Source organism: Nocardiopsis sp. FIRDI 009 (assembly GCF_003386285.1).
Lineage (GTDB): Bacteria > Actinomycetota > Actinomycetes > Streptosporangiales > Streptosporangiaceae > Nocardiopsis.
Window position 1 is genome coordinate 311127 of record NZ_QPNC01000008.1, and the last position, 22530, is coordinate 333656.

General features: G+C 73.6%; 16 protein-coding genes, 1 other RNA gene and 1 riboswitch. Of the genes, 5 read left to right on the top strand and 12 right to left on the bottom strand.

What is annotated here, in order from left to right; genetic code table 11:
• Window positions 1–142: 142 nt before the first annotated feature.
• A complete protein-coding gene (locus tag DVR05_RS06475; protein ID WP_116244880.1) occupies window positions 143–964 on the top strand; it encodes a class I SAM-dependent methyltransferase in 822 nt (273 codons plus the stop codon).
• A 98-nt stretch (window positions 965–1062) separates the two neighbouring features.
• Here DVR05_RS06475 and thiC read toward each other — a convergent pair whose 3' ends face one another.
• From thiC to DVR05_RS06510, 8 genes are all read right to left on the bottom strand, one after another.
• Window positions 1063–2739: a phosphomethylpyrimidine synthase ThiC gene (thiC, locus tag DVR05_RS06480; protein WP_116244881.1), complete on the bottom strand. Its 1677-nt coding sequence runs from the start codon at window positions 2737–2739 to the stop codon at window positions 1063–1065.
• Window positions 2729–2844: riboswitch (TPP riboswitch) on the bottom strand. (Overlaps the previous gene by 11 nt.)
• Window positions 2845–2964: 120 nt before the next feature.
• The gene (locus DVR05_RS06485) at window positions 2965–3822 is read right to left on the bottom strand and encodes an SOS response-associated peptidase (protein ID WP_116244882.1); all 858 of its coding nucleotides are present in this window, start codon (window positions 3820–3822) and stop codon (window positions 2965–2967) included.
• Between the two features lie 10 nt (window positions 3823–3832).
• Window positions 3833–4840: a DUF3068 domain-containing protein gene (locus DVR05_RS06490; RefSeq protein WP_116244883.1), complete on the bottom strand. Its 1008-nt coding sequence runs from the start codon at window positions 4838–4840 to the stop codon at window positions 3833–3835.
• Complete coding sequence (locus DVR05_RS06495) at window positions 4837–9204, bottom strand: alpha-(1->3)-arabinofuranosyltransferase (RefSeq protein WP_369974503.1); 4368 nt, start codon at window positions 9202–9204, stop codon at window positions 4837–4839. The genes DVR05_RS06490 and DVR05_RS06495 overlap by 4 nt, the downstream gene beginning before the upstream one ends.
• A gap of 68 nt (window positions 9205–9272) precedes the next feature.
• The gene (locus tag DVR05_RS06500) at window positions 9273–10622 is read right to left on the bottom strand and encodes a glycosyltransferase family 4 protein (protein ID WP_116244885.1); all 1350 of its coding nucleotides are present in this window, start codon (window positions 10620–10622) and stop codon (window positions 9273–9275) included.
• A gap of 223 nt (window positions 10623–10845) precedes the next feature.
• Window positions 10846–10986 carry a hypothetical protein gene (locus DVR05_RS26950; protein WP_198659065.1) on the bottom strand — a complete coding sequence of 47 codons (141 nt, stop codon included), beginning with the start codon at window positions 10984–10986 and terminating at the stop codon, window positions 10846–10848.
• Window positions 10983–12977, bottom strand: coding sequence for a hypothetical protein (locus DVR05_RS06505; protein ID WP_116244886.1), 1995 nt, complete (start codon window positions 12975–12977; stop codon window positions 10983–10985). The genes DVR05_RS26950 and DVR05_RS06505 overlap by 4 nt, the downstream gene beginning before the upstream one ends.
• Window positions 12978–13000: 23 nt before the next feature.
• The gene (locus DVR05_RS06510; protein WP_198659075.1) at window positions 13001–14608 is read right to left on the bottom strand and encodes a GDSL-type esterase/lipase family protein; all 1608 of its coding nucleotides are present in this window, start codon (window positions 14606–14608) and stop codon (window positions 13001–13003) included.
• Window positions 14609–15072: 464 nt separating this feature from the next.
• Here DVR05_RS06510 and DVR05_RS06515 point away from each other — a divergent pair, with 464 nt between their 5' ends.
• Window positions 15073–15978, top strand: coding sequence for a hypothetical protein (locus tag DVR05_RS06515; protein WP_116244888.1), 906 nt, complete (start codon window positions 15073–15075; stop codon window positions 15976–15978).
• Window positions 15979–16226: 248 nt separating this feature from the next.
• On the opposite strand, the gene DVR05_RS06520 is transcribed toward DVR05_RS06515, so the two are convergent.
• Window positions 16227–16742 (bottom strand): NADPH-dependent FMN reductase, encoded by a 516-nt coding sequence (locus DVR05_RS06520; protein ID WP_116244889.1) that lies wholly within the window; start codon window positions 16740–16742, stop codon window positions 16227–16229.
• Window positions 16743–17355: 613 nt separating this feature from the next.
• Between DVR05_RS06520 and nagA the strand changes: the two genes are divergently transcribed.
• Window positions 17356–18504, top strand: coding sequence for an N-acetylglucosamine-6-phosphate deacetylase (nagA, locus tag DVR05_RS06530; RefSeq protein WP_116244890.1), 1149 nt, complete (start codon window positions 17356–17358; stop codon window positions 18502–18504).
• A gap of 83 nt (window positions 18505–18587) precedes the next feature.
• The gene (locus DVR05_RS06535) at window positions 18588–18896 is read left to right on the top strand and encodes a hypothetical protein (protein WP_116244891.1); all 309 of its coding nucleotides are present in this window, start codon (window positions 18588–18590) and stop codon (window positions 18894–18896) included.
• A gap of 75 nt (window positions 18897–18971) precedes the next feature.
• Here DVR05_RS06535 and DVR05_RS26525 read toward each other — a convergent pair whose 3' ends face one another.
• On the bottom strand, window positions 18972–19172 hold the full coding sequence (locus DVR05_RS26525) for a hypothetical protein (RefSeq protein WP_157982394.1): 201 nt from the start codon (window positions 19170–19172) through the stop codon (window positions 18972–18974).
• A 192-nt stretch (window positions 19173–19364) separates the two neighbouring features.
• Between DVR05_RS26525 and DVR05_RS06540 the strand changes: the two genes are divergently transcribed.
• Entirely contained in the window at window positions 19365–19595 is a 231-nt protein-coding gene (locus DVR05_RS06540; protein ID WP_116244892.1) for a PIN domain-containing protein, read from the top strand.
• A gap of 145 nt (window positions 19596–19740) precedes the next feature.
• Here DVR05_RS06540 and ssrA read toward each other — a convergent pair.
• Window positions 19741–20112: a transfer-messenger RNA gene (gene ssrA / locus DVR05_RS06545) on the bottom strand.
• A gap of 351 nt (window positions 20113–20463) precedes the next feature.
• Window positions 20464–22512 carry a penicillin-binding transpeptidase domain-containing protein gene (locus tag DVR05_RS06550; RefSeq protein ID WP_116244893.1) on the bottom strand — a complete coding sequence of 683 codons (2049 nt, stop codon included), beginning with the start codon at window positions 22510–22512 and terminating at the stop codon, window positions 20464–20466.
• Window positions 22513–22530 lie beyond the last annotated feature (18 nt).

A 22530-nucleotide genomic window follows, 5' to 3' on the forward strand; every position in this document is an offset into this window, starting at 1 on the left:
GTGACAACAACGCCCTCCGCGAGCTGATTCCGGCCCGGCGGGAATGAACGGGCCGCCGCGCGGTGAACTTTGTCGTTTGGCGTCATCGGCGGAGGTAGGGCATGGGAGAGTGCGGGTAGGACCACACAAGGATGGGAGAGGAGTGCACGTGCGACCGTCCTCGACCCCGGCGTCGGACCGACCACGGTCCCCGGCCGCCCAGTTCGCCACACCCGACCGGTTGTCGGACTACTGGCGCTTCTACTGGGCCGTCGCCGAGACACAGATCGCGCGGTGGCTCCCACCCGCGCCCGCCCGACTGCTCGACCTGTCCAGCCCGGACTTCCAGGGCACCCACCGCGCCGTCGCCGCCGGGCACGACGTGGTGACCCTGCTTCCGTCGGAGGACGTGGCGGTGCGTCGGCCGCTGACCCTCGTCAACGGACACGCGGGTGTGCCGCGCCCGGCCCGCCGCGGACGGCTGCGGCACGTGGTGGGCGACTCCGCGCTGCTGCGCACGTTCGCCTCCGAGGTCTTCGACGGGGTGATCGCCGACAACCGCGTGCTGTCGCGGCACCTGGCCACGGAGTCTTCGATGGCGGAGATCGCGCGGGTCCTGCGCCCGGGGGGACGGACGCTCGTGTGCGTCGACTCCGTGGTGCTCGGCATGGCGCTGCTGGCCGAACAGGACTGCTGGCCCGAGCTCAGCCACGCGCCCAGCGCCGACGTGTTGCTGGTGCCCTGGCCGGACGGCTCCATCACCCGCTGCTTCACCTCCGAACAGCTCACCGAGACCCTGGCCGACGCGGGGCTCGAACTGGAGTGGATCAAGCCGCGCACGGTGCTGTCGCCGTCCACGGTGGAGGGGATGCTCGCCCGCGACCCCCGGTCGATGGGCCGCCTGGTGGAGATGGAGACGCGCGCCACCGAGACCGACGACTACGTGGGCGTGCACCTGGTGGCCAGCGCGCGCAAGCCGGGCTGATCCCGCTTCCCGAGCGGCGGAGCGGCCCCGGCCGGGAGGGACCGGCGCCCCGTGCGGAGCGCCGACCCCTCCCGCGGTTCCCGGGGCCGCCGGACGGGTCAGTCGGCCAGCGGCAGGTACACGCGGTTGCCCGAGGCCGCGAACTCCTCGGACTTGTCCGCCATGCCCTTCTCGATCGCCTCCACCGTGTCCAGGCCGTTCTCCTCGGCGTACCTGCGCACGTCCTGGGAGATCTTCATGGAGCAGAACTTCGGCCCGCACATGGAGCAGAAGTGCGCGGTCTTGGCCGGTTCGGCGGGCAGCGTCTCGTCGTGGAAGGACTGCGCCGTCTCCGGGTCGAGCGACAGGTTGAACTGGTCCTGCCAGCGGAACTCGAACCGCGCCTTGGACAGCTCGTCGTCCCACTCCTGCGCCCGGGGGTGGCCCTTGGCCAGGTCGGCGGCGTGCGCGGCGAGCTTGTAGGTGACCACGCCGGTCTTGACGTCGTCCCGGTTGGGCAGGCCCAGGTGCTCCTTGGGGGTGACGTAGCACAGCATCGCCGTGCCGTGCCAGCCGATCTGGGCGGCGCCGATGGCGGAGGTGATGTGGTCGTAGCCCGGGGCGATGTCGGTGGCCAGGGGGCCGAGCGTGTAGAACGGCGCCTCGCCGCACAGCTCCTCCTCCAGGCGCACGTTCTCCGCGATCTTGTGCATCGGCACGTGCCCCGGCCCCTCGATCATCACCTGCACGTCGTGCGCGCGGGCGATGTGGGTGAGCTCGCCCAGGGTGCGCAGCTCGGCGAACTGGGCCTCGTCGTTGGCGTCGGCGATCGAGCCGGGCCGCAGACCGTCGCCGAGGGAGAAGGTGATGTCGTAGGCGCGCAGGATCTCGCAGAGTTCCTCGTAGTGGGTGTAGAGGAAGCTCTCCTTGTGGTGGGCCAGGCACCACGCGGCCATGATCGAACCGCCCCGGGAGACGATCCCGGTGACGCGCCTGGCCGCCAGCGGCACGTAGCGCAGCAGCACGCCGGCGTGGACGGTCATGTAGTCGACGCCCTGCTCGGCCTGCTCGATGATGGTCTCGCGGTAGATCTCCCAGCTCAGCTTGGTGGGGTCCCCGTTGACCTTCTCCAGGGCCTGGTAGATGGGCACGGTGCCGATCGGGACCGGCGAGTTGCGCAGGATCCGCTCACGGGTCTCGTGGATGCGCCTGCCGGTGGACAGGTCCATCACGGTGTCGGCTCCCCAACGGGTGGCCCACACCATCTTCTCGACCTCCTCGGGCACCGACGAGGTGACCGCGGAGTTGCCGATGTTGGCGTTGATCTTCACCAGGAAGTTCTTGCCGATGATGGTCGGCTCGGACTCCGGGTGCCTGCGGTTGACCGGGATGACCGCGCGGCCGATGGCGATCTCCTGGCGCACGAACTCGGGGTCCATGCCCTCGCGCGCGGCCACGAAACGCATCTCGGGGGTGATGATCCCGGCCTTGGCGTAGGCCAGCTGGGTGACCGCGCCGTCGATCGGTTCGCGGGCGTCGATCCACTCCTGCCGCGTGCCGGGCAGGCCCCGGTGGACGTCGATGTCGGCGGTGGAGTCGGTGTACGGACCTGACGTGTCGTACAGGTCGAAGTGGCTGCCGTTGCTGAGTTCCACCCGGCGCTGCGGGACGCGGAGCGTGAAACCGGCGGGGTCGTCGATCTCGCGGTAGACCTTCCGTGATCCCATGATGGGACCGGTGGTCACCTGGTGCTCGTCGGCGGTGGTACTCGCGGCGCGGCTGTCCATAGCCGTCATGGCATGCCTCCCTACGTCGGAATTACCCGAACAGGTTCTGCGGTCGGCGACACCGTTGAGCCGCCCTCTCAGCCCGCCATGGCGCGAGCTCCCGCGTTGCGTATTCACGTGTGCGCACGTCGGGGATGGGATGGACGACGTGCGTGCGCCCGGAGGGGCGCGTTGGCCGTGTGGCCTCGCACACCATACACACAGCTCCCCGGGCCGTGTCCAGCGACCCCCGGGTCAGAAAAGTGTGTCCGATCCGCCGTCCCCGGCCGCCGCCACGGGGGTGAGCAGCTCGGGACCGTTGTTCCTGATGCTGTTGACGTCGGTGGAGACCTCGTCGGACACCAGGCGCTCGGCCGGTGTGGCGGCCATGACGTGGGCCAGCTCGTCCGCGCCGGAGTCGGGGTCCAGCCAGGTCGCCCAGTCGTCCCGGGACAGGATGACGGGCATGCGCTCGTGGATGTGGGCGAGTTCGGGCGCGGCCTCGGTGGTGATGACCGCGCAGGTCCACAGCCAGGCGGCGGGGTCGTCCTCGTCGACCTCCGGATCGCGCCAGCGTTCGAAGATCCCGGCCATCGCCAGCGGTTCGTCGTCGCCGTAGCGCACGGCGAACGGCCTCTTGGCGGCCTTGGCCTTGCGCCTGCGGTGGTGGGGGTCGGTCGCGGGCGAGGTGCTCGGCTCGGCGCGGCCGTCGGCCCCGACGAGCTGCCACTCGTAGTAGGCGTCGGCGGGCAGCAGGCACCGGCGGCGGCGGAAGGCCGCGCGGAAGGCGGGCTTGTCGGCGACGGTCTCACCGCGCGCGTTGATCATCCGGTAGCCGATGTTGCGGTCCTTGGCCCAGGAGGGGACGAGCCCCCAGCGCAGGGTGCGCAGGTGGCGCGGCCCGGCGGGTTCGTCCGCCTCGCCGGACCCGCGCGGCGGCGGTCCGAGCACGGCGTAGACGGACCTGCCGGGGGAGACGTTGTAGTCCGGCGGCAGGTCCTCCAGCGGGGGCCACGCCCGGGGGTCGGCCTCCTCCGGGATGGTCTCCTCGGGGAGGTCGAAGGCGAGCCGGAGCTGGTTCCGGTTCCGGGACTGGGCATAGCGACCGCACATGTGTCCGATCCTAGGGCGTCTTCGGCCGCTCCCCGAGCCCGTCCACCCAGTCGATGTGTTCGCGCGCCTCACGCCGTCGCAGCGACGCCGTCTCCCGGGTCCGCCAGGCCCGGGCGAGACCGGCCAGGACGGCCAGCCCGCCCAGCGGGCCGAGGGTCCAGGGCGCCCAGGTGTCGAGGGCGGTGAGCAGGAACGCGCGGACACGGGCCTGTTCGGCGAGAGCGATCACCTGCCCCTCGGACAGGGTCAGCTCGGCCGTCAGCAGCCCGACCTCGCCGCCTCCGCCGCGCGGGCGCAGGGTCTCGGCCCGGGCCTCCTGGGCGTTGACGACCAGACCGCTGACGGGTTCGACCCAGTACACGCGGGTGACCTCCACCCACCGCGCGGCGGTGACCGTGCCCCGCGCACCGGGGGTGAACAGGGCCGCGGGCACCGACCGGGCCGATCCGGGGACCTGGGTCGACTCGATGGTCTGGGTGTAGCGCCGGGCCGTCACCCCGGCCACCTGCCCCTCGCCCTCGAACTCCAGGCGCGGCGCCGAGCGCACCTCGGCGTCGTAGTGGGTGACGTCCTCGGCGGGGGCGCCCGCGGGCCAGTGGAACACGAGCCCGGCCTGCCGGACCGCCCGGTCGCCGTTGACGTGCTCGCCGCAGCAGTTGACGGCGCGGCCGCTCACCCGGTCGACGATGACGCGGCGGCTCCAGTGGTCGATCATCCGCTCCGGGGTGGACACGTCCACGGACATCTCCCACGCCGACCAGTGGCCGCCGTGCGGGGTGGCGTCCACCCTGACGATCCGCCGGAGTTCGACGCCCCGGCGCAGGGACCACGCGGCCGTGTCGAGGTAGGCGGCGTCCTCGTCGACCATCCTGAGTTCGAACTCGGCCGAGGCGGGCAGGAGCGCCACCCGGTCGTGGACGTAGAGGGGCAGCAGGGCGGCCAGGGTCAGCAGGAAGGCGCCGGCGGCCACCAGGAGGGTGCCCCGGCGGGGCGGGAGGTCGTCGGTGGGTGCGCTCATGTGCGGGCCCCCTCCACGTCGGACTCGGGTGCGGGCTCGGCCCCGTGCCCGTTCCCGTTGACCGCCGTCCCGGCCGGGCGGACGGGTTCCTCGAACGGCACGGTGCTGAGCCGCTCCGGGGACCGGGCCCGGGCGGCCGCACCGGGGGGCGGGGCGTCCTCCCCGGGCTGGCCGAGGGCGAGGACGAGCCTGACCAGGGCGGGCAGGCACAGCGCCTGGGCGACCCAGCCGCGCAGCGCTCCCCCGAACATCTCGGTGACGTCGTGGAAGGGCATGTACAGGGCGAGGTGGGTGCCGACGGCCATCGCCAGGCCCGCCAGCGCCAGCGAGGCCGTGACCGGCCACGGTCCGGCCAGGTGGGGCAGCGTCCGCCCGCCCAGGGAGGGTCGGCCCGGTCGGGCGTGGCGCAGCCCCCTGGGGGCCTGGCGGCCGAGCCACCAGACGCACGACAGGATCACGGCGACGACGGCGGCTCCGGCCGCGCCCGCGACCCACACCCCGTAGGCCAGGCCGAGGGGCAGGACCGTCCACCGGCTCAGCCATCCGGGTCCGGCGGCGGGCAGCGCGCGTCCGCCCCGGCCACGCGCCCCGGTCAGGCGGGCGACCGTGGGGGCGAGCGCGGCGGGGACGAGCCGTCGCGGCCACAGCGCCAGGACCACCAGGAGCCCGGCCAGCCCGGCGCCCACCGCGAGCGCGGCCCGGTAGGGGGTGTCGGGCGCGTAGGTGAGCGTGACGGTGCCCTCGCTCCCGGTGGGGAGCACCCACGCCTGCTTCCAGCCCTCCAGTCGGACCGGTTCCAGCGTCCCCTCGGCGCCGGACAGGGTGGCCGTCCAACCCTCGTTGAAGTTCTCGTTCACGACGAGCAGGCTCTCCTCGTCGACGGCGACGTCGAGGCTGCGCTCGCCCGGCCCCCACGTGTGGACCTGGTCGACCTCGGCCGTCTCCACCGGGGCGCGGTCGGCGAGGGAGGTGTCGGTCTCGACGAGGGCGGAGCGGACGTCGTACCGGTTGCCGGGGTCGACGATGATCCGGTTCTCGCCCTCGGTCAGGTCGAGGTCGGTGCAGCTCTCGTAGCGCAGCGGGCGCCCGGTGAGCTGGTCGGCGAGGGTGCCCTCGAAGATCCGGGTCTCCACGCGCCGACCGTTGACCCGCAGGGTGGGACCCAGCCCGCAGGCGGTCGCGGCGTCGCCCTCCGGGAGCGGCTCCACCGGGTCGACGCCGGGCAGGGTGATGGTGCCGATCTCCAGGTCCTGGCCCTCGGGGCGCTCGAAGGTGATCCGGACGGACTCGGCCGTCAGCTCCGCGAAGTCCAGGCGGCCGCTGCCGTCGAGCCACCCCTCGCGGACGGTGTCGCCGCCCTCGACGGTGACCCGGATGGGCCGGAGCACGCTGTCGGCCCGGGGGAAGGCGACCTCCAGGTGGTCCAGTGCGGTCGGTGCGCCGAGGTCGATGTCGAGCCAGGGGCGCTTCTCCTCCGGGTCGGGGTACCAGACGGTGGACTCGTCGTCGTCGAGCGTTCCCCGGCCCATCGCGGCGGGGTGCTCGACGGCGGTGGAGGAGGCGGTCACGTGCGGGTACGGGCTCGCCCGGTTGGCGGCGTTCTCCGCCTCGCGGGGATCGGTGAGGACGACCTCGCCGGACACCCGGTGCGCGCTCTCCGCCGACGCGGCGGAGAGCTCGAAGGTGCGGTCCAGCCGGTTGGCGTCCTCGCCCTGGACCTCCAGGCGGGAGTTGCACACCCACACGTGGGAGCCCTCCATGCACCCCGGCGCGGTGCCGGTGGAGCCGGTGAACAGCAGGGTGCCGGCGTCGGCGGGGCCGGGGACCCGCAGGGTGCGGGCGGCCTCCAGCCCCGGCAGGGACAGGGAGGCGATGCCCACGCGGGTGCCGAAGCGGTACTCGGGTTCCCAGGCCAGTTCGTCGACGCGCACCCGCAGGGTCGAGGTCGGTCCGGGCGGGGCCATGAGCTCCTGCGGCTCGCCGGTCCCGGCGACCGGTACCTCGGTCTCGCCGTTGTCGGTGATCACGGTGACGCGGGAGGGCGGCGGCTCGCCGGGCAGCCGGTCGAAGGCGATGGTGAGGCCGTCGACGTCGCGGGGTTCGGTGAACTCCACCTCCAGCCACTGGCCGAGCGCGCCGGTGAAGGCGCTGGAGCGCCAGGCGGTGGTGAGGTCGTCGTCGAGGGCGGCGTGCGGCGCGTGGCCGGGGTCGCGGTCGGAGCCGCGCGCCCCGGCGCCGCTCTCGGAGGAGGAGGCGGTGACCGAGGCGACGCCCAGGTCCTCGGCGTGGGCGACGTAGGGCTCCCAGGCGGGGTCCAGGACGTCGGGTGCGGGCACGTCGCGTTCGAGCTCGGCGTCCTCGGTCAGGGTGGCCGAGACGTTGCGCCGCACGTCCGGGTAGACGACCTCGCGGCGGCGCGCGGAGTCGGTGACGACCGTGTCCCGGGGGGCGATCGCGTCCGCGCCCGGGTCGTCGCCGAGCAGGACGGGGCGGTCGTCGTTGATCAGCCCCTGTTCGGCCAGGTGGAGCAGGGACTCGGGTCCGCCGGTGACGCGGACGGCCTCGTCCGCGGGGACGGTGCCGACGGTGGGCGCGGCGTCGGCGACCTCGTAGACGGTCAGCGCCGGGTAGGGCTGGTCGAACCAGCGCGCCGCGGGCTGGTGGTCGAGGGAGCCGATGACCGGGCCGAACTCGGCGACCTGGGTGATCCCGGGCGAGTCGCCCAGGGCCTGGTGGACCCTGGCGGGCCAGCCGCCGTTGTTGCCCGCGCGCTGGAGGTCGTTGCGGACGATGAGGTGGGTGACGCCCATGCGGGCGAGGGTGTCGGCGAGTCCGGCCGAGCCGCGCCCGGAGGAGACGCGCTGGTCGATCTCGTGGGTGAGCCGGGAGACGCCCGCCGAGCCCCACGGGATGATCTGGTGGTTGGTCCAGGCTCCGGTGAGCAGCGGCTGCATGGGCTCGTCGAGGGGGCGGCCCCACTCGTACTCGCCGCGGGCGGAGCCGGGCAGGGCCATGGTCATGCCGCGTTCGTCGGCGCGTTCGTTCAGCCAGGCGGCGGCCTCGCGCCAGTGTTCGGGGAGTGACTCGTAGCCGCCGTGGGGGGCGATGCCGACGGTGCCGATCGGCAGGAGGGTGGCCAGGAGGGCTGCGGCGCTCCCGCCCGCCACGGCCCGGTACACGCGGGGCGCGGCGGGGGCGCCCCGGCGTTCGGCGCGGTCGCGGGCCACGACCACGGGCAGGTGGGCCAGGCCGAGCACGACCGGCAGACGGATCAGGGCGTCGAACTTGTGCACGTTGCGGAAGGGCGCGAGGGCGCCGTCGAGCAGGTCGCGCATGAGGGGGGCGAGGGGGCCGGTGAGGTCCCCGGTGAAGCCCGCGACGATGATCGCCGTGCCGGTGAGGACGCAGGCGATGAGGAAGAGGCGCTCGGGGGTGCGCCGGTTGACCAGCCCGGCCAGGCCGAGCCCGGCGACCAGGGCGGTGAGGGCGATGAGCCACGGGGTGAGGGACAGCGCCGCACCCGAGGGCAGCGCGGTGTTGCCCTGGTCGGGCAGGAAACCCATCCAGTTGGAGGTGCCGCGCACCGCGTTGAGCAGGGAGGTCACACCGGTGGTGACGGCCGCGTCCTCGGTGTAGGGCATGAACGAGAACACGTACCGCGACATGAGCAGGAGCGGCACGACGTACCAGAACGAGGCGAGGACGAGCGCGACCGTCCACCAGGCCATGAGCCGCCACTTGCGGGGGCCGTTCGCCCGGGTGAGCAGGTAGAGGCCGGGCACCACGAGGACGGCCAGCTCCGAGGCGGCGTTGGTGCCGCCGCACATCAGGAAGGCGAGCCCGGACAGCAGGGCGGCGCGGGCCGGGGAGAGCCCGCCCCGGGCGCCGAGCACCAGCGGCAGCAGGATCCACGGCATGAGCAGCATGGGCTGGAGCTCGGCCGAGTTGTAGGAGAGCAGGGTCAGCACGCGCGGGGCCAGGGCGTAGCCGACCCCGGCGAGGATGCGTGTGTCGACCGTGCCCAGGCCGAGGGCCCCGGCGACCTTGTACACGCCGGTGAAGGCGGCGATCAGCAGGAGGGCCATCCACAGCCGCTGGGTGATCCAGTCGGGTGTGCCCAGGGCGTCGAAGAGCAGGTGGAAGGGGCCGTTGGGGAACAGGTACCCGTAGGCCTGGTTCTGGATCTGCCCGAAGTAGGAGGCGTCCCACAGGTGCAGGGCGCGCTCCAGGAACCCCCCTGGGTTGGCCGTCAGGTCGAGCTTGGTGTCGCTGACGATCCTGCCCGGGTCGATACTGGCCGCCAACGCGCCCAAGAGCAGACACACCGTGAGGACCTTGAGCCGTGCGAGCAGCGTGTGGTCCAACGATCCGCCTGGGGCGGACGGTGTTCTGGAATCCTCCGGTTCGCGCCTGGCGGTGGATTCCGCCGAAGTCAATTCCCCGCCTTCTCCCCCGTCGCGCTGTCGGTCCCGTCCTCCGCCCCGGCCAGGCCGAGTTCGGCGGCGACGAGACGGGTCATCCGTGCGCCGCTGGCCGCCCAGGTGAACCTGGCGGCCCAGGCGCGGCAGGCCCGGCGTACCTCCTCGGCGCGGTGGGGGTCGGACAGCTCCTTGAGCGCCCGGGACACCACGTCGGTCAACTCCTCGCCCTCGCGTACCAGCCAGCCGGTCTCACCGTCGCGGACCGAGTCGCGGAGTCCGTCCACATCGTAGGCCACGGTGGGAATCCCGAGCCGGGCCGCCTCGATGACGGTCAGGCCCCAGCCCTCGAACCGGGAGGCGGTGACGTGCAGGTCGCAGGCGGCCAGGACGGCGTTCTTGTCGGCCTCGGGGAGGAACCCGTGCAGGTGGACGCGGTCGTGGAGGCCGTCGCGCTCGACCTGCTCGGCGAGGTGTTCGCCCTCGGGGCCGCGGCCGATGATGTGCACGCTCAGGCCCGGGTACCGGTCGTGGAGGGCGGTGGCCAGGTCGACCACGCGGGAGACGCGCTTTTGGACCACGAGGCGGCCCAGGCTCACGACGGCGGGGCGGGAGAGGTCGCGCGCGGGCGTCCGCGCGGGGTCGCGCGGGTCCTCGGGGGCGGGGAGGCCGCCGTTGTGGATGACCTCGATCGGCGCGCGCCAGCCGAGTTTGTCGCGCAGGGCGGCGCGGGAGGACTCGGAGACGGTCACGGTGGTGCAGTTCCGGTAGACGCGGGAGGCCACGGCGGACTCCACGAAGCGTCCGAACCAGGCGAGCGGCGCCGGGAAGTAGGCGTTGAACTGGAGGTCGTGGACGTGGTGGACCACGCTGACCACCCTGGTGCGGCGGCGCAGGACGAGGCGGGAGAGGAAGGGGATGCCGTTCATGCAGTCGAAGGCGAGGTGGTACTCGCGCCGCCACAGGGCGAGCCAGGCCATGACGCGCGGGTAGACGGTGAAGCGTCCGCCCATCCGGCGGATGACGATGCCGTCGCGGGTCTCCACCCGCGCCTGGTGGGGTTCGCGGCTGGTGAGGAAGGTGACGATGGCGCCGCGTTCGGCCAGATGGCGGCTGATCCGCCAGGCGTACTCCTCCGCGCCGCCCGCGGTGGACTGCCACGGGTCGCGCCAGTTGATCATCACCAGGCGCACACCGTCCAGACGCGGGCCGAGGTCGGTCTCCGCGGCGGTCTCCGCCGGGGCGGGGTCGGCCGGGGGGCGGGCGGCGTTCCCCGACGGCACGTCGGCCGCCGGGTCAGGGGCGGGGAGGATCGGCCTGGGCACGCCGGGTCCGGCCCTGTGCTGGACCTTCTCGATGACCACACGCTCTCCTTCCGCGCGGTGTCCGACCGGAACCCGCGTCTGTCACGCTCCGCGTCGACACCGCTCCGGGGGGCGATCACGGGAGGAAAGCGTGGAGCGCACGCCGAGCGGACCCGTCGACCGGACGTCTGTGGGGCGGCCGGGCGCATCCCGGCCGTGGAGGGTGGAGGGTGGGACACCCCGCGTCGGACGGGGCGTCCCGGTCCTCTCCGACGGCGACGACCTAGCGGTCGCCGTAGTTGTAGAGGGTTTCGTTCACCGGTTCCGCGGTCGCGGTCGACTCGGTGGCGAGCTGGGTGGCCACCACGGTGAACCCTCCCGCCAGAGCCGCGCCGATCACGCAGGCGGCGATTACCTTGATCACTTGGGGATCTCCTTCCGCGCGCCCGGCCTCGCTCTGAAACCGGAACGCTGGAGAACGAGACTAGAACCTGATCTAGCTACAGACCAGACGATTGCCCCAACTGTAACTAACCCCCCGGTAACTTCCAACCCCGTTCCGCGACCTTTATCTGCCTTCACGTGCTGATCGTTCACCCGGAAAAGGGACATCCCCGGGCCTTCGACCACGGCCGAAACCCCGGGGGCACGCAACAAGAACTCGTTATCAATCGGCGCGGAGACCATCACGTACCGCACGCCGAGCCCGCCGAGGAGCCCGGCCAAGTCCTCCGGATCGCCGGTGTCGGGCAGCCCCGTGGCCGGATCCGTCTCCAGAGCCCGGGCGACCTCGCGGGCGCGGGCGTCCTCCCCCGCCACCACGACCGTCCCGCCGTCCGGGACGCCGACCCGCAGGTCGTCGTTCCACAGGGTGCGCCGGTCGAAGAGCTTGGTCGCCGGGTCGAGCACGACCACCGGTTCCCCCGACCAGTCCAGCCCCCGGTAGGCGCTCCAGGGCAGGACGAGGACGGCTCCGGGGCGGTCGTCGGCGGCCACCGCGTCCCGGGCCCGGAGCCACTCCCGGGGGTAGTCCACGGGGACCAGCCGGCCCCCCGCACCCCACACCAGCCCCGGCAGCACCATGAGTGGCAGAAACACCGCGAATACCGTCACCCCCAGCCACCACGCGGACCGGCCCCGCACCCCGGCGGAACCGCGCGACGCGGTGTCACCACCCGCCTCGAAGCGCCCCGGACGACCGCCCCGGGCCACCCACCGGACGGCGGCCCCGAAGCCCAGGGCCTGGACCAGCGCGAGGGGGGCGACGTAGAGCTGACCGTCCCGCAGCGGCCCGAAACCGGGCCAGAGCCCGACCAGCCAGGCCAGGACGGCCCGCCCCGGCTCCGTGGTCCCCAGCAGCGCGATCCCGAAGCCCGCCCCGGCCGCCACCGACAGCCCGAACCCGAACCCCGGCCGGTCCCGCCGCAGCCACCACACCCACCCGGCGAGCGCCACCAGGCACAACGCCAGCCGCAAGGTCGCCGTCACCGGCTCTCCGTAACCCGCCGGAACGGCTCCGGAGTTCCACACACCGCCCAGGAGGAACAGGGAACCCACCGCGCCGAACGGGGTGTCCGGGCGCGCGGCGAAGGCCGCCACCCCCGCCGGGTCGGTCCCCGCCCCGCTGGCCAGGGACGGCAGCAGCCACGGCAGCGACACCAGGAGCAGGGCGAGCAGTAGGAGACCGGTCACGGCGACGCGCCCCCGCGGCCCCCCGGCGACCCACGACGGCACGGACTTCCCCGAACGCCCGTCCGCCACGGGCGGGTCCGACGTCTCCGGCGGCTCCCCGCCCTCACCGGCCTCGGGCGCCCCCGCCCTCGGCGACCGCGGGGAGCCGCCCCCGGCTCCGGCCGCGCGGGCGCGCGGGAACAGCGCCACGGGACCGGCGGTGAGCGCGGTCAGCACCACGGAGGAGAAGCCGCCCACGGCGGCGGGGATCAGGGCGCGCAGGAGTCCCGCGAACCCCGCGACCCCTCCGGTCGAACCCAGCCGAACCACGGCGCCCACCACCCACGGCAGCCCCGCGTATCCCAGGAGCATCGCCCACTGGCCGAGCAGGAGCCGTTCGGCGACGAACGGGTTCCACACGTAGGCGACACCGGCCGCCGCCGACGCCGCGTGCCCGGCCCCGCCGACCGGGCGCGACAGCAGCCGGGCCGCGCCCGCGCCGCCCACGGTGAACACGCACAGCAGCGCCGCCGCCTGCACCACGTCCCCGGGGACGAGCGCGGACAGTGCCGCCACCACGGCGTCGCTGGGGATCGCGCGGGGGAAGCCGTCGGCTCCGCGCAGGACCGTCGTCAGGGACGGCTCCGGAACGAACACCATGTCGTACCGGAGCACGTAGCCGCGTCCCAGCGCCGGCCCCAGGGCCAGGACACCGGCGAGGAGGCCCACCGCCCACGGCAGCATCCGGTCGGGCCGTCGCACCGGCCTCACCCGTCCCCCAGGAGGACCGGCGCTGAGTACCCGCCCTCCACGTAGTCGCGGTGGGCGCGGACCACGGCCTCGTACGGACCGCTCACCGTCGCCGTCCAGCGGGGCTCCGGCCCCGTCGGGCCCTGGGAGTGCCATCCCTCGCCGTCGTCCGGCCCCCTGTCGTCGACCGGCGCGCACTCCGTGCCCCGGGGTGGGGGCGGCGTGGTCGGCCCCGGCGTCGGACGGGGGGACGGCTGGGGGGAGGGCGCGGGGGTGGGTGTGGCGTCCGGTTCGGGGTCCGGTCCCCCCGGCGGCGGATCGTCGTCCGGCGAGCGCCGGGGCTCGTCCTCCCCGTGGCCGGGGTCGGTGGACGGCTCCCCGTCACGCGCGTCCGCGGGCGCCCGGGAGTCGTCACTCGGCGAGCACGCCAGCGCGCGCAGCCACACCTCGTAGTGGGTGGCCTCCCCGACCGCCTCCCACACCACCGTCGCGCCGTCGTCGACGACGCGCACGCCGGCGGGCGCCGGCGGCGGTTCGGGGTTCCACACCAGGCTCAGCGGCTCGGAGCGCTCACCCTCGTCCCGGCCCTTGTACTGGCGCACGACGAACTCGTACCGGGCCCCGCTCAGCAGAGCCCCGACCAGTACCGACCGGCGATCGCCGTCCGCCGACACCTCGGCCGGCAGCACCACCGCCTCGTCGGGGTCCGGCCCCAGTCTGCGTTGGACCACCCGGTAGTCGGTCGCTCCGGGCACAGCGTCCCAGCTCAGGACCAGTCCGTCCGCCGACTCCTCGACGGCGGGCTCGGGGGCGGTGCGCGGCCCGGTGGCGACGGTCGGCAGGGGGCGCGGGAAGCCCCGGCCCACCCCGAGCGGTTCGGCGAGCGCGTCGGCGAAGGCCGCGGCGATCCGCAGCTCGCCGCGGGCGTTGGGGTGCACCTCGTCCCAGCTGTCACGGGAGGGCACGTAGTCGGCGGCGACCCGGGCCACGACCACGGGGGAGGTCTGTGAGGTCAGCCGCTGGGCGAGGTCGACCACGCCCATGTTGAACCGGCGGATCTCCGCGTTGATCCGCGCGTCGTCGCCGGTGCCCTCGACCGCGGGGAGCTCCCCGATGACGAACCGCACCCCCGAGAGCGCCACACGGACGGTCGAGACCGTCTCGCCGACGCCCGCCAGGGCGTGGTCGGCCCCACCCCCGGCCAGGATGTCCTCCACACCGGCCAGGAGCAGCAGGTACTGGGGTTCGTGTTCGGCCGCCACACGGGCGACGTCGTCGGCGAGGTCGCGGGCGGTGGTCCCCCAGCGGGCCGCGTGGTCGGTGTCGAAGTCGGGGTCGGCGTAGGCGTGGTCGGACCCGCCCTCCGTGAGCCCGTACACGCCGTCGTAGGGGCCGACGAAGTCCGCGTCGACACCGGACTCGCCCAGATGGCGCCACAGGCGGTAGCGCCACGTGTAGTCGCCGCTGCTGCCCTGGGTCAGGGAGTCGCCCACCACCATGATCCGGAGTCGGCCGTCCGGTGGGCCGGGGACGTCCACGGTCCCCTCCCGGCCGCCCTGGACGGCGCCGGCCCCTCCGGAACCGGTCTGGACGAGCAGGAGGGTGACCGCCATCGCGGAGAGCATGACGCCGAGCAGGCCGAGGGGACCGGGTTCGAAGCGCGCGGGGGCGGTACGCCGCCGCGCGGAGAGGAAACGGTCGAAACGGTACAGGGCGGCGACGGCGTGGTCGGCCAGGGCCCGCCACCGTTCCGCGGCGCCGTTCCGGGGCGGGTGGGGGTCGGCGTCGTCGGCCGCGGCGGCGTCGGCGCCGCGGCCGGTCTCGGCGGCGTCCTTCTCGGGCTCGTCTGGGTCCTGCACCGTGCCCCATTCTTCGGCGTGGCGTCGCACGGGCGGCCCAGAAACCGGTTCTCACCCGTCACGGACGGTTCCCCCGTTCACGGCCGATCACACGAGGACAGGGGCTAATGACAGGGTAGTACGCCGAGCCCGACCGGCGTCCTCCGGCCGGTGCGCGGCGACGAGCAGAGTAGAACTTGTTATACATTGCAGACCGGTCCGCACCCCCGTCCCGACCGAAGGGATCCACCGTGATCGGACTCCTGGTCGCGCTGACCTCCGCCGCGGTCTACACCGTCGGCCTCACCGTCGAACAGCGCGCCCTGCACGGGTCGGAGTCGATCTCCGTCCACCGGCCGCTCCACCTGGCCCGGGTCCTGCTGGGCAATCCGCGCTGGGTGTTCGGCTGCGCGTTCGCCGCTCTGGGCAGCGTCGGCCTCATCGTCTCCCTGGGCCTGGCTCCGGTGTCGGTCGCCCAGCCCGCCTTCGCCGCGGGTGTGGCGGCCACGCTCCTGGTCGCGACCCTGCTCATGGGCGAACGCGTCACCCGGGGCGAGTACGTGGCGCTCGGCCTCATGCCGATCGCCCTCGGGCTGCTCACGCTCTCCACCGCCGACGGCGGCGAGACGGGGACCTCCGCGCACGCACCGGCCCTGGTCGCCGTCAGCCTGGTGACGGTGGTCGCCTGCGTGGCGGTGATGGGCGCCGCCGGGCGCGGGGGCCGGTACGTGTCGGCCGCCGCGATGGGCGCGGCGGCGGGGCTGGCCCAGGGCAGCGCCGGACTCCAGGGCAAGGGGTTGGGCGGACTGCTGGCGGAACACGGGGCGGCGGCGGCCGTCCTGCCCGCGCTGACCTCTCCCTACCCGTACCTGTACGCACTGGGCTGGGCCGTGGGGATCGTGCTGTTCCAGACCTCGTTGCAGCGTTCGCGCGCCTCGATCACCGCTCCGGTGGCGAACGTGGTGGGCAACGTGTTCATGGTCGTGGCCGGGACCGTCCTGTTCGGCGAGAGCCTGCCCGAGGATCCGGTCCTGTTCGCCCTGCGCGTCGGCGGGTTCGCGCTGACCCTGGTCGTGGTGGTGCTGGTGCGCGGGAACGTGGCCAGCGCCGAGGCCGACACCAGCCGCCGCCGTGCCGCCACCGCCGCCGGGCGCTGAGCCCGAACCGGGGCGGGCGCCGAGCCGCGCGGGGCCGAGCCGCGCGGGCGCCCGTCAGAGGGGGAACCGCGCCTAAGGCGGCGTTCGGGGGCGGTGACAGGGACGGCGACCCCTCCGCACGCGCGGCCCCGGGCGAGGGGCGGGCGAGAGCCCCGGACCGTCGGTCGACCGAACACCGGCCGAAGCGGAACCCGGGCCCGGGACGACCACCGCCCGGGCCGCGCCCCCGCGCGGCCCGGGGTCCGGGGTCAGGCCGCGACGGCCACGGCCTCGCGCAGGCCGGGGGCGGCGACGTCGGCCCACGCGCGCACCACGTCGCCGGGCCGGTCGGTCTCGTCCGTGGACAGGACCAGGCCGGGCTCGGCCACCCAGGCTCCCAGGTCGGCGAGGAGGATGCGCAGGTCCTCCTCGATGCCGCGGCTGTTGCGCAGGTCCTCCACGACCGCCAGCGGCACCGCGACGGTGTGGCCCAGACCCAGCTCGGGCAGCCGGTCCAGGAAGACCTTGAGCAGGCCGGTGTAGGTGCCGTGCACCTGCGGGGAGGCGACGAGCAGCACGTCGCTCTCACCCACCCGCTCCAGGGCGGCGTCGACCGACGGCGCGGACTCGGTGAGCAGGTCGGGCCCGATCTCCGCCAGGTCGACGACGGAGGGCTGGGCGTCGACACCCACACGGGCGGCGATCTCGGCCGCCGCGTCCAGGGCGGCGGCGCGGACGGAGGAACGGGTCTGCGGGGAGGCGACGAGCACGGTGAAGCGGGTCATGCGGAACTCCTGGGTTCGGTCAGAGCCAGCCGGGATCGACCGGAGGAAGCGTCAGAGGCGGTGTTCTTGGGCGACACCGGAGGAGACGTCGTTCCCCTGCCGGCACCGGGCGCGGACGCCGTCGTCCGGGGCTCGGTGTGCGGACCTGGCAGGGGTGCTCGTCGGGCCGGGGAGCGGCCCGGAACCCAGTGGCTGGGAGAGCTGAGTGTCCGGTGTCTGCGAGGGCACGGAGGGCACGGGGTACACCCGTGGCGCGGGGCGCGCGGGCCCCGCAAGGCGCTAGCTACGACAGAGCGCGCTCGCCTGCTGTCGGAGATCGACGTGCAGGCGCTGGACAAGCAGCTCACCGGCGGACATGCCCCCATGATGCGGCTCACCGACCGCTATCGTCAATGCGTGTCGCCCCTCCGGTCACGGCCGGACCACCCCGGAGGCGGACGTCCACTTCGTGGACAGACCGTCCCACGAGGCAGGATTTCCCAGCTCCGCAGGGGGTTCCGACGCTCGAACGCGGGACCCCACCCCGACGCCCGAGCCCGCGGGGGCGCCGGTGTAATTTGCGACACACAGGACGCACCCCATCCTTCCCCGAGACCCAGAGAGAGCCCGAGACATGGTGCACACTCCCGTCACGCTCACCCACGCCCGGGTCGTCACGCCCGACGGCGTCCACGACGGCTGGCTGCGGGTCGAGGACGGCCGCGTCGCCGGACTCGGCACCGGCGCGCCGCCCCCCGGCCCGACCCACGACGTCGGCGGGGGCTGGGTGGCCCCGGGCCTGGTCGACACCCACATCCACGGCGGGGCCGGGCACGCCTTCCCCGACGCCGATCCGAAGGGGGCGGCCGAGATCGTCGCGTTCAACCGGGCGCGCGGCGTGACGTCGCTGGTGGGCGGGTTGGTCGCGGCCTCGCCGGAGGACACCGTCCGCCAGGTGGCGGCACTGGCCGAGCTGTGCGACGAGGGCGAGCTGGCGGGGATCTACCTGGAGGGGCCGTTCATCGCCCGCTCCAAGTGCGGGGCGCACGACCCCGAACTGCTGCGCGACCCGGACACCGCCGAGTTCGAGCGCTGGCTCCGGGCCGGACGGGGCCACGTCCGCATGATCACGGTCGCCCCCGAACTGCCGGGCGCGCTGGACCTGATCCGCGCCGCCGCGTCCTGCGGGGTGGTGGCCGCCGTGGGGCACACCGAGGCCTCCTACGAGCAGACCCTCGCCGCCTTCGACGCGGGCGCCACCGTCGCCACCCACCTGTACAACGCGATGCGCCCGCTGAACCACCGCGACCCGGGGCCGATCGCCGCGGCCCTGCGCGACGAGCGGGTGACGGTCGAACTCATCACGGACAACGTGCACGTCCATCCGGGCGCGGCCCGGCTGGTGTTCGCCGCGGCCGGCGCCGACCGGGTGTCGCTGGTGACCGACGCGATGTCGGCGACCGGTCTGGGCGACGGCGAGTACACCCTGGGCGAGTTGCGGGTCCGGGTCAGCGGGGGCGAGGCCCGGCTGGTGGAGACCGGCGCGATCGCCTCCAGCACGATCGTGCTCCCCCAGGCGGTGCGCAACACGGTGTCCGACGTCGGGGTGGGTGTGCCCGAGGCGGTGCGGTCGGCCTCCTCGGTGCCGGCCACGGCGCTGGGGTTGGCGGACGCGGGCCGGATCACCGTCGGGGCCCTCGCCGACCTCGTGCTCCTGTCCGAGAACCTCTCCGTGGAGCGGGTCATGTACCAGGGCGAGTGGATGACCGGCGGCGTGTCGTAGGCACGTTACGTACCAAAAACTTTACTCTGCGTGACAATGGGTCGGGGCATCGAGGAGCAGCGCTCGACACGAAAGGATCCGCCATGGCCCAGTCAAGACGGGCACACGACCGCGAAGCGTCCCACGTGCCCGCCGAGGAACGCGAGCACCTGGAGAAACTCGCCGCCGAGCTGTCGCGCTACGACGTCACCACCGACGTGGCCGACGACCCCTCGCCCCGGCTGAGGGTCGGCAACCCCGCCTCAGCCCACGCGGTGGAGGACGTGGTCTGCGAGCGCCGGGAACACGGGCACGCGTTCCTGGCGTCGTTCGGGGTGTACCTGGGCAGCAGCGGGAGTCTGGGCGTCACGGCGCACAAGGTCGCCTGGCTGGTGGGGGCCACCGAGGCCTGAACCACCGGACGGACGGGGGGCGGTACCGGCCGGTACCGCCCCCCGTCCGTCTCCCCGCGGTGCGCTGAGGAACCCTCACGTGGTCAGGGACCGCCCCCGGGGCGCCTGTGCTCCGCAGCGGGAACAGGTGTCCCCCTCCCAGTCGTGCCGGGGCGCCCAACCGAGCATCTGCCCGCACGCCCAGGTACCGCCGCACTTACGGCACACGTTGCCGTTCCAGTCGTGGGGGCCTCCCTCGGGGCACACACCCTGGTCAGCGGTGGGGGTGGTCGTCATCGCTCCTCCTCGGGGTGGGTTATCAGTCTGCTTCCGGGGACGGAACGCTGTCCAGTCTCATCCGGATCGGACATCACCACCGCGACGACCGGTGCGCCGACAGGCGAGGATCGCCCCGAGGAGATCTCCACGACACCGGACCAGTCGCCACCGGCCTCCGGCGAAGGCCCGACCCGCGTCCATCCCGCCCGCATGGACTGGGTGCTGTCCCGCCTGATCGTCTTGGACGTGCCCCGGGGCATCGCCCGGTCAGCCCAGAGTCCGCTGACAGACGCGGGAATCACGGGCGGCCGCACCCACGCCCTGGACGCCGTGGTGGTGGCGACCGCGCTGTCCGTAACCGGACCGGCCGCCGTGGTGACCTCCGGCCCCGACGGCATCACGAAGCTGGCGAACGGTCGAGTGGGAGTCGTCCGCGTCTGAACGAGAACGCCAAAAGCCCCTGATCTACGGGGGTTCCCGCTGGTCAGAGGCTTTCCTTGAGAGGGCCTGGGGGTCGCCCCCCAGAAGAGACGACGAGACGGCCCCACGAGCAAGCGCAGCTTGCGAGCAGGGCCGTCCCGTCGACGAGTGGAGGTGGCGGGAATCGAACCCGCGTCCTTCAGTACCGAGCCAGGGCTTCTCCGGGTGCAGTCTGTGCTGCCGTTCTACTCGGCCCCAGCGCTTACACAGACACATCGCTGACGGGCCCAGCCACGAAGGTGTCCCGTCCGGGCCCCGTGGCCTGATCCGGACGGTGAGTCATCTAGCTGATGCCGGTACCTGGGCCGATGACGAGCTCAGACCGACAGAGTCGCTATCGCTTAGGCAGCGAGAGCGAACTCGGAGTGCTTCTTATTGGCACTTGAATTTAAGCGAATGCAGGATTTACGAGGTCACAAACGCAACCCTCGACCCGCTTCCCCTGGAACGACTACCGAAGTCGAAACCGATCACCCCCTGTGGAATTGTCAAAGCCCCCGTACCCGGGTGGCTGACACGCGAGCGACGCGCGCTCGACGTGCATCACTCTACCTGTACAACGGTGCGGGTACCAAGCGGATTCCCGAGGCCGCCCGGACAGGGAGAAACCCCCGCGGGTGCGGACGCCAGACGGGTCGACGCTGCCCGCGGGGGCGGTCGGCAGGGTCGGGCCGACCTTGGGAACCGACAGAGCCTCCCCCGAGATGAGGTCCTGTCTCCTACTGGGCCGCTACCCCCTGTCGCGGCCCCAGTCATAGGGGAAGACGCGAACGACCCTCCGGGGGGTTGCCCGGAGGGTCGTTCGGATGTCCGGCTCGGTCCGGTCCGCTCAGAGACCCGACTGGCCCGTGGTGCTCCCGGCCGTTCCCGGGGCGTTCCCGGTGGTACCGGGCGCGCCCGGCGTACCGGTGGTACCGGCCGTGCCGGTGACGCCGGTCCCGTCGCCCGTGGCGGCGGCAGCGTCCGTGCCCTGCGTGGGGAGCGTCGGTGCCACCGGCTCGGGCGCGCCGTTGGCCAGGTAGTTGAGGAAGGACTCCGCCGCGTTCAGCGCGTAGTGTCCGGTCAGGGTCAGCTGCGGGTTCACCTCGGCCAGCACCGCGAAGGCCACGTCCCCCCGGTAGCCGACGAACCAGTGCAGCGCCGTCCCGTCCTGTTCGGTCCGGGTGGCCTGCCCGTAAACCTCCTCGCCGTACAGGTTCAGGCTCGGCATCCGGGTGGCGACCGCCTGGCGCATCCCCTCCCGGACCACCTCCAGGTCGGCCTCGTCCAGGTCCGTGGGCGCCACCGCCGGGGGCTCCTCCTCCTGGACCAGGGTCGGCGCGTGCCACGTCCCGTCGGCGACGGCCGCGGCGACGAGCGCCATCGACAGCGGGCTCACCTGAACCCCCTGCTCGCCGTTCATCGCCCGCGCGAACTCGGCGTCGCCGCGGCCGATGCTGAGTTCACCGGTGTTGACCGGCAGGGGGAGCTGCCACTCGGTACCCAGGCCCAGCCGCTCGGAGGTGTCCAGGAGGGCGTCCGGGCCGACCCGGCCGGCCAGGTCCGCGAACCCCACGGTGCAGTGCGCCGCCAGGTTGGCGGTCAGGGTCGGGTTCGCCAGCACGGCGCCCCCGCCCGGGTTGGTGAAGGTCTCCCCGCCGACCTCGGTCTGGTACCCGCACGGCATCTCCGCGTCCGGGGCGATCGCGCCCGACTCCAGCGCCGCCAGCGACGAGACGATGGTGAACACGCCACCGGGGGTGTAGGAACCGGTGAGGGCCCCGTCGTCGGTGGTGCCGCCGGTCGCGCTCGCCGCGGCCAGCACCTCACCGCTGGCGACGTCGACGGCGACCAGGTACCCGTTCCCCGGCATGGCGGACGTCGCGGCCTCGGCGGAGCGCTGCACGTCCGCGTCCAGCGTGGTTCCGATGCCGCCGCTGCGGTCCCCCTCCCAGGACTCCAGGACGTCGGTGATCTCGCCGTCGGCGTCCAGGGAGACCACCTGCGTGGTGGCCGAGCCCGCCAGCTCGTTCTGGAAGATGTTCTGCAGGCCGCTCAGCCCGACGGTGTCGCCCGCCTGGTAGGGGCCCGGGACACGGGACGAGACCCGGTGCTCCGAGGTCCCGGCGACCTCGCCCAGCACGGCCGGGGCCACGGAGGGCGTCAGATTGATCTCGACCGCCTCGGCGCCCGCGCCGGGGATGGCCGTGACCTGGTCGAGCAGCGCCTGGTCCACGTTGGCGTCGCGCATCAGCACGAGCGGCTGGAACTGCTCGGGCGGCGCGGAGCGCACCCGGTCGAGCAGCGGCCCCGGGTTCTCGCCGAGGAGTTCGGCGAGCGCGGTGACGCCCGCCTCAGCGTCGTCCATCCGCCCCGGGTACACCCCGAAGGCGGTCACGCTCTCGCCGCTGACCAGGGGTCGGCCCTGGCGGTCCAGGATCTGGCCGCGTTCCTGGATCTCGTAGCTGACCGCGAGCCGCTCGCCCTCCTCCAGCTCGGGGTGGACCACGCTGGGCGACCAGCTGATCCGCCACCCGTCCGGACCCCACTCCAGCGGCATCCGGCCGGTGTAGTTCCAGGTCGGGTCGCCGATACCGAGGTCGGCGGTCACGTCGAACTCGGCGGTCGCCGAGTCGCCGTCGCGGTCGATCGGTCCCAGTCCGAACCGCAGGTTCGCCAGGTCCAGCTGGTCGTGGACGTCGGCCAGGGCGCTGGCCACCTCACCGGTGTCACCGGTGGTGAACGCGGCGGCCTGCTCGTGGTCCCCGTTCTGCCAGGCCAGCAGGAAGGAGCGGACGGCCACCTCGGGGCTGGGGTTGGGCGTGCACGCGGCCAGGGTGACGGCCATGACCACGCCGCTTCCGGCGGCCGCGAAGCGGCCGAGGAGACGGGGGGACACCGTGTGTGTTCCTTTCGG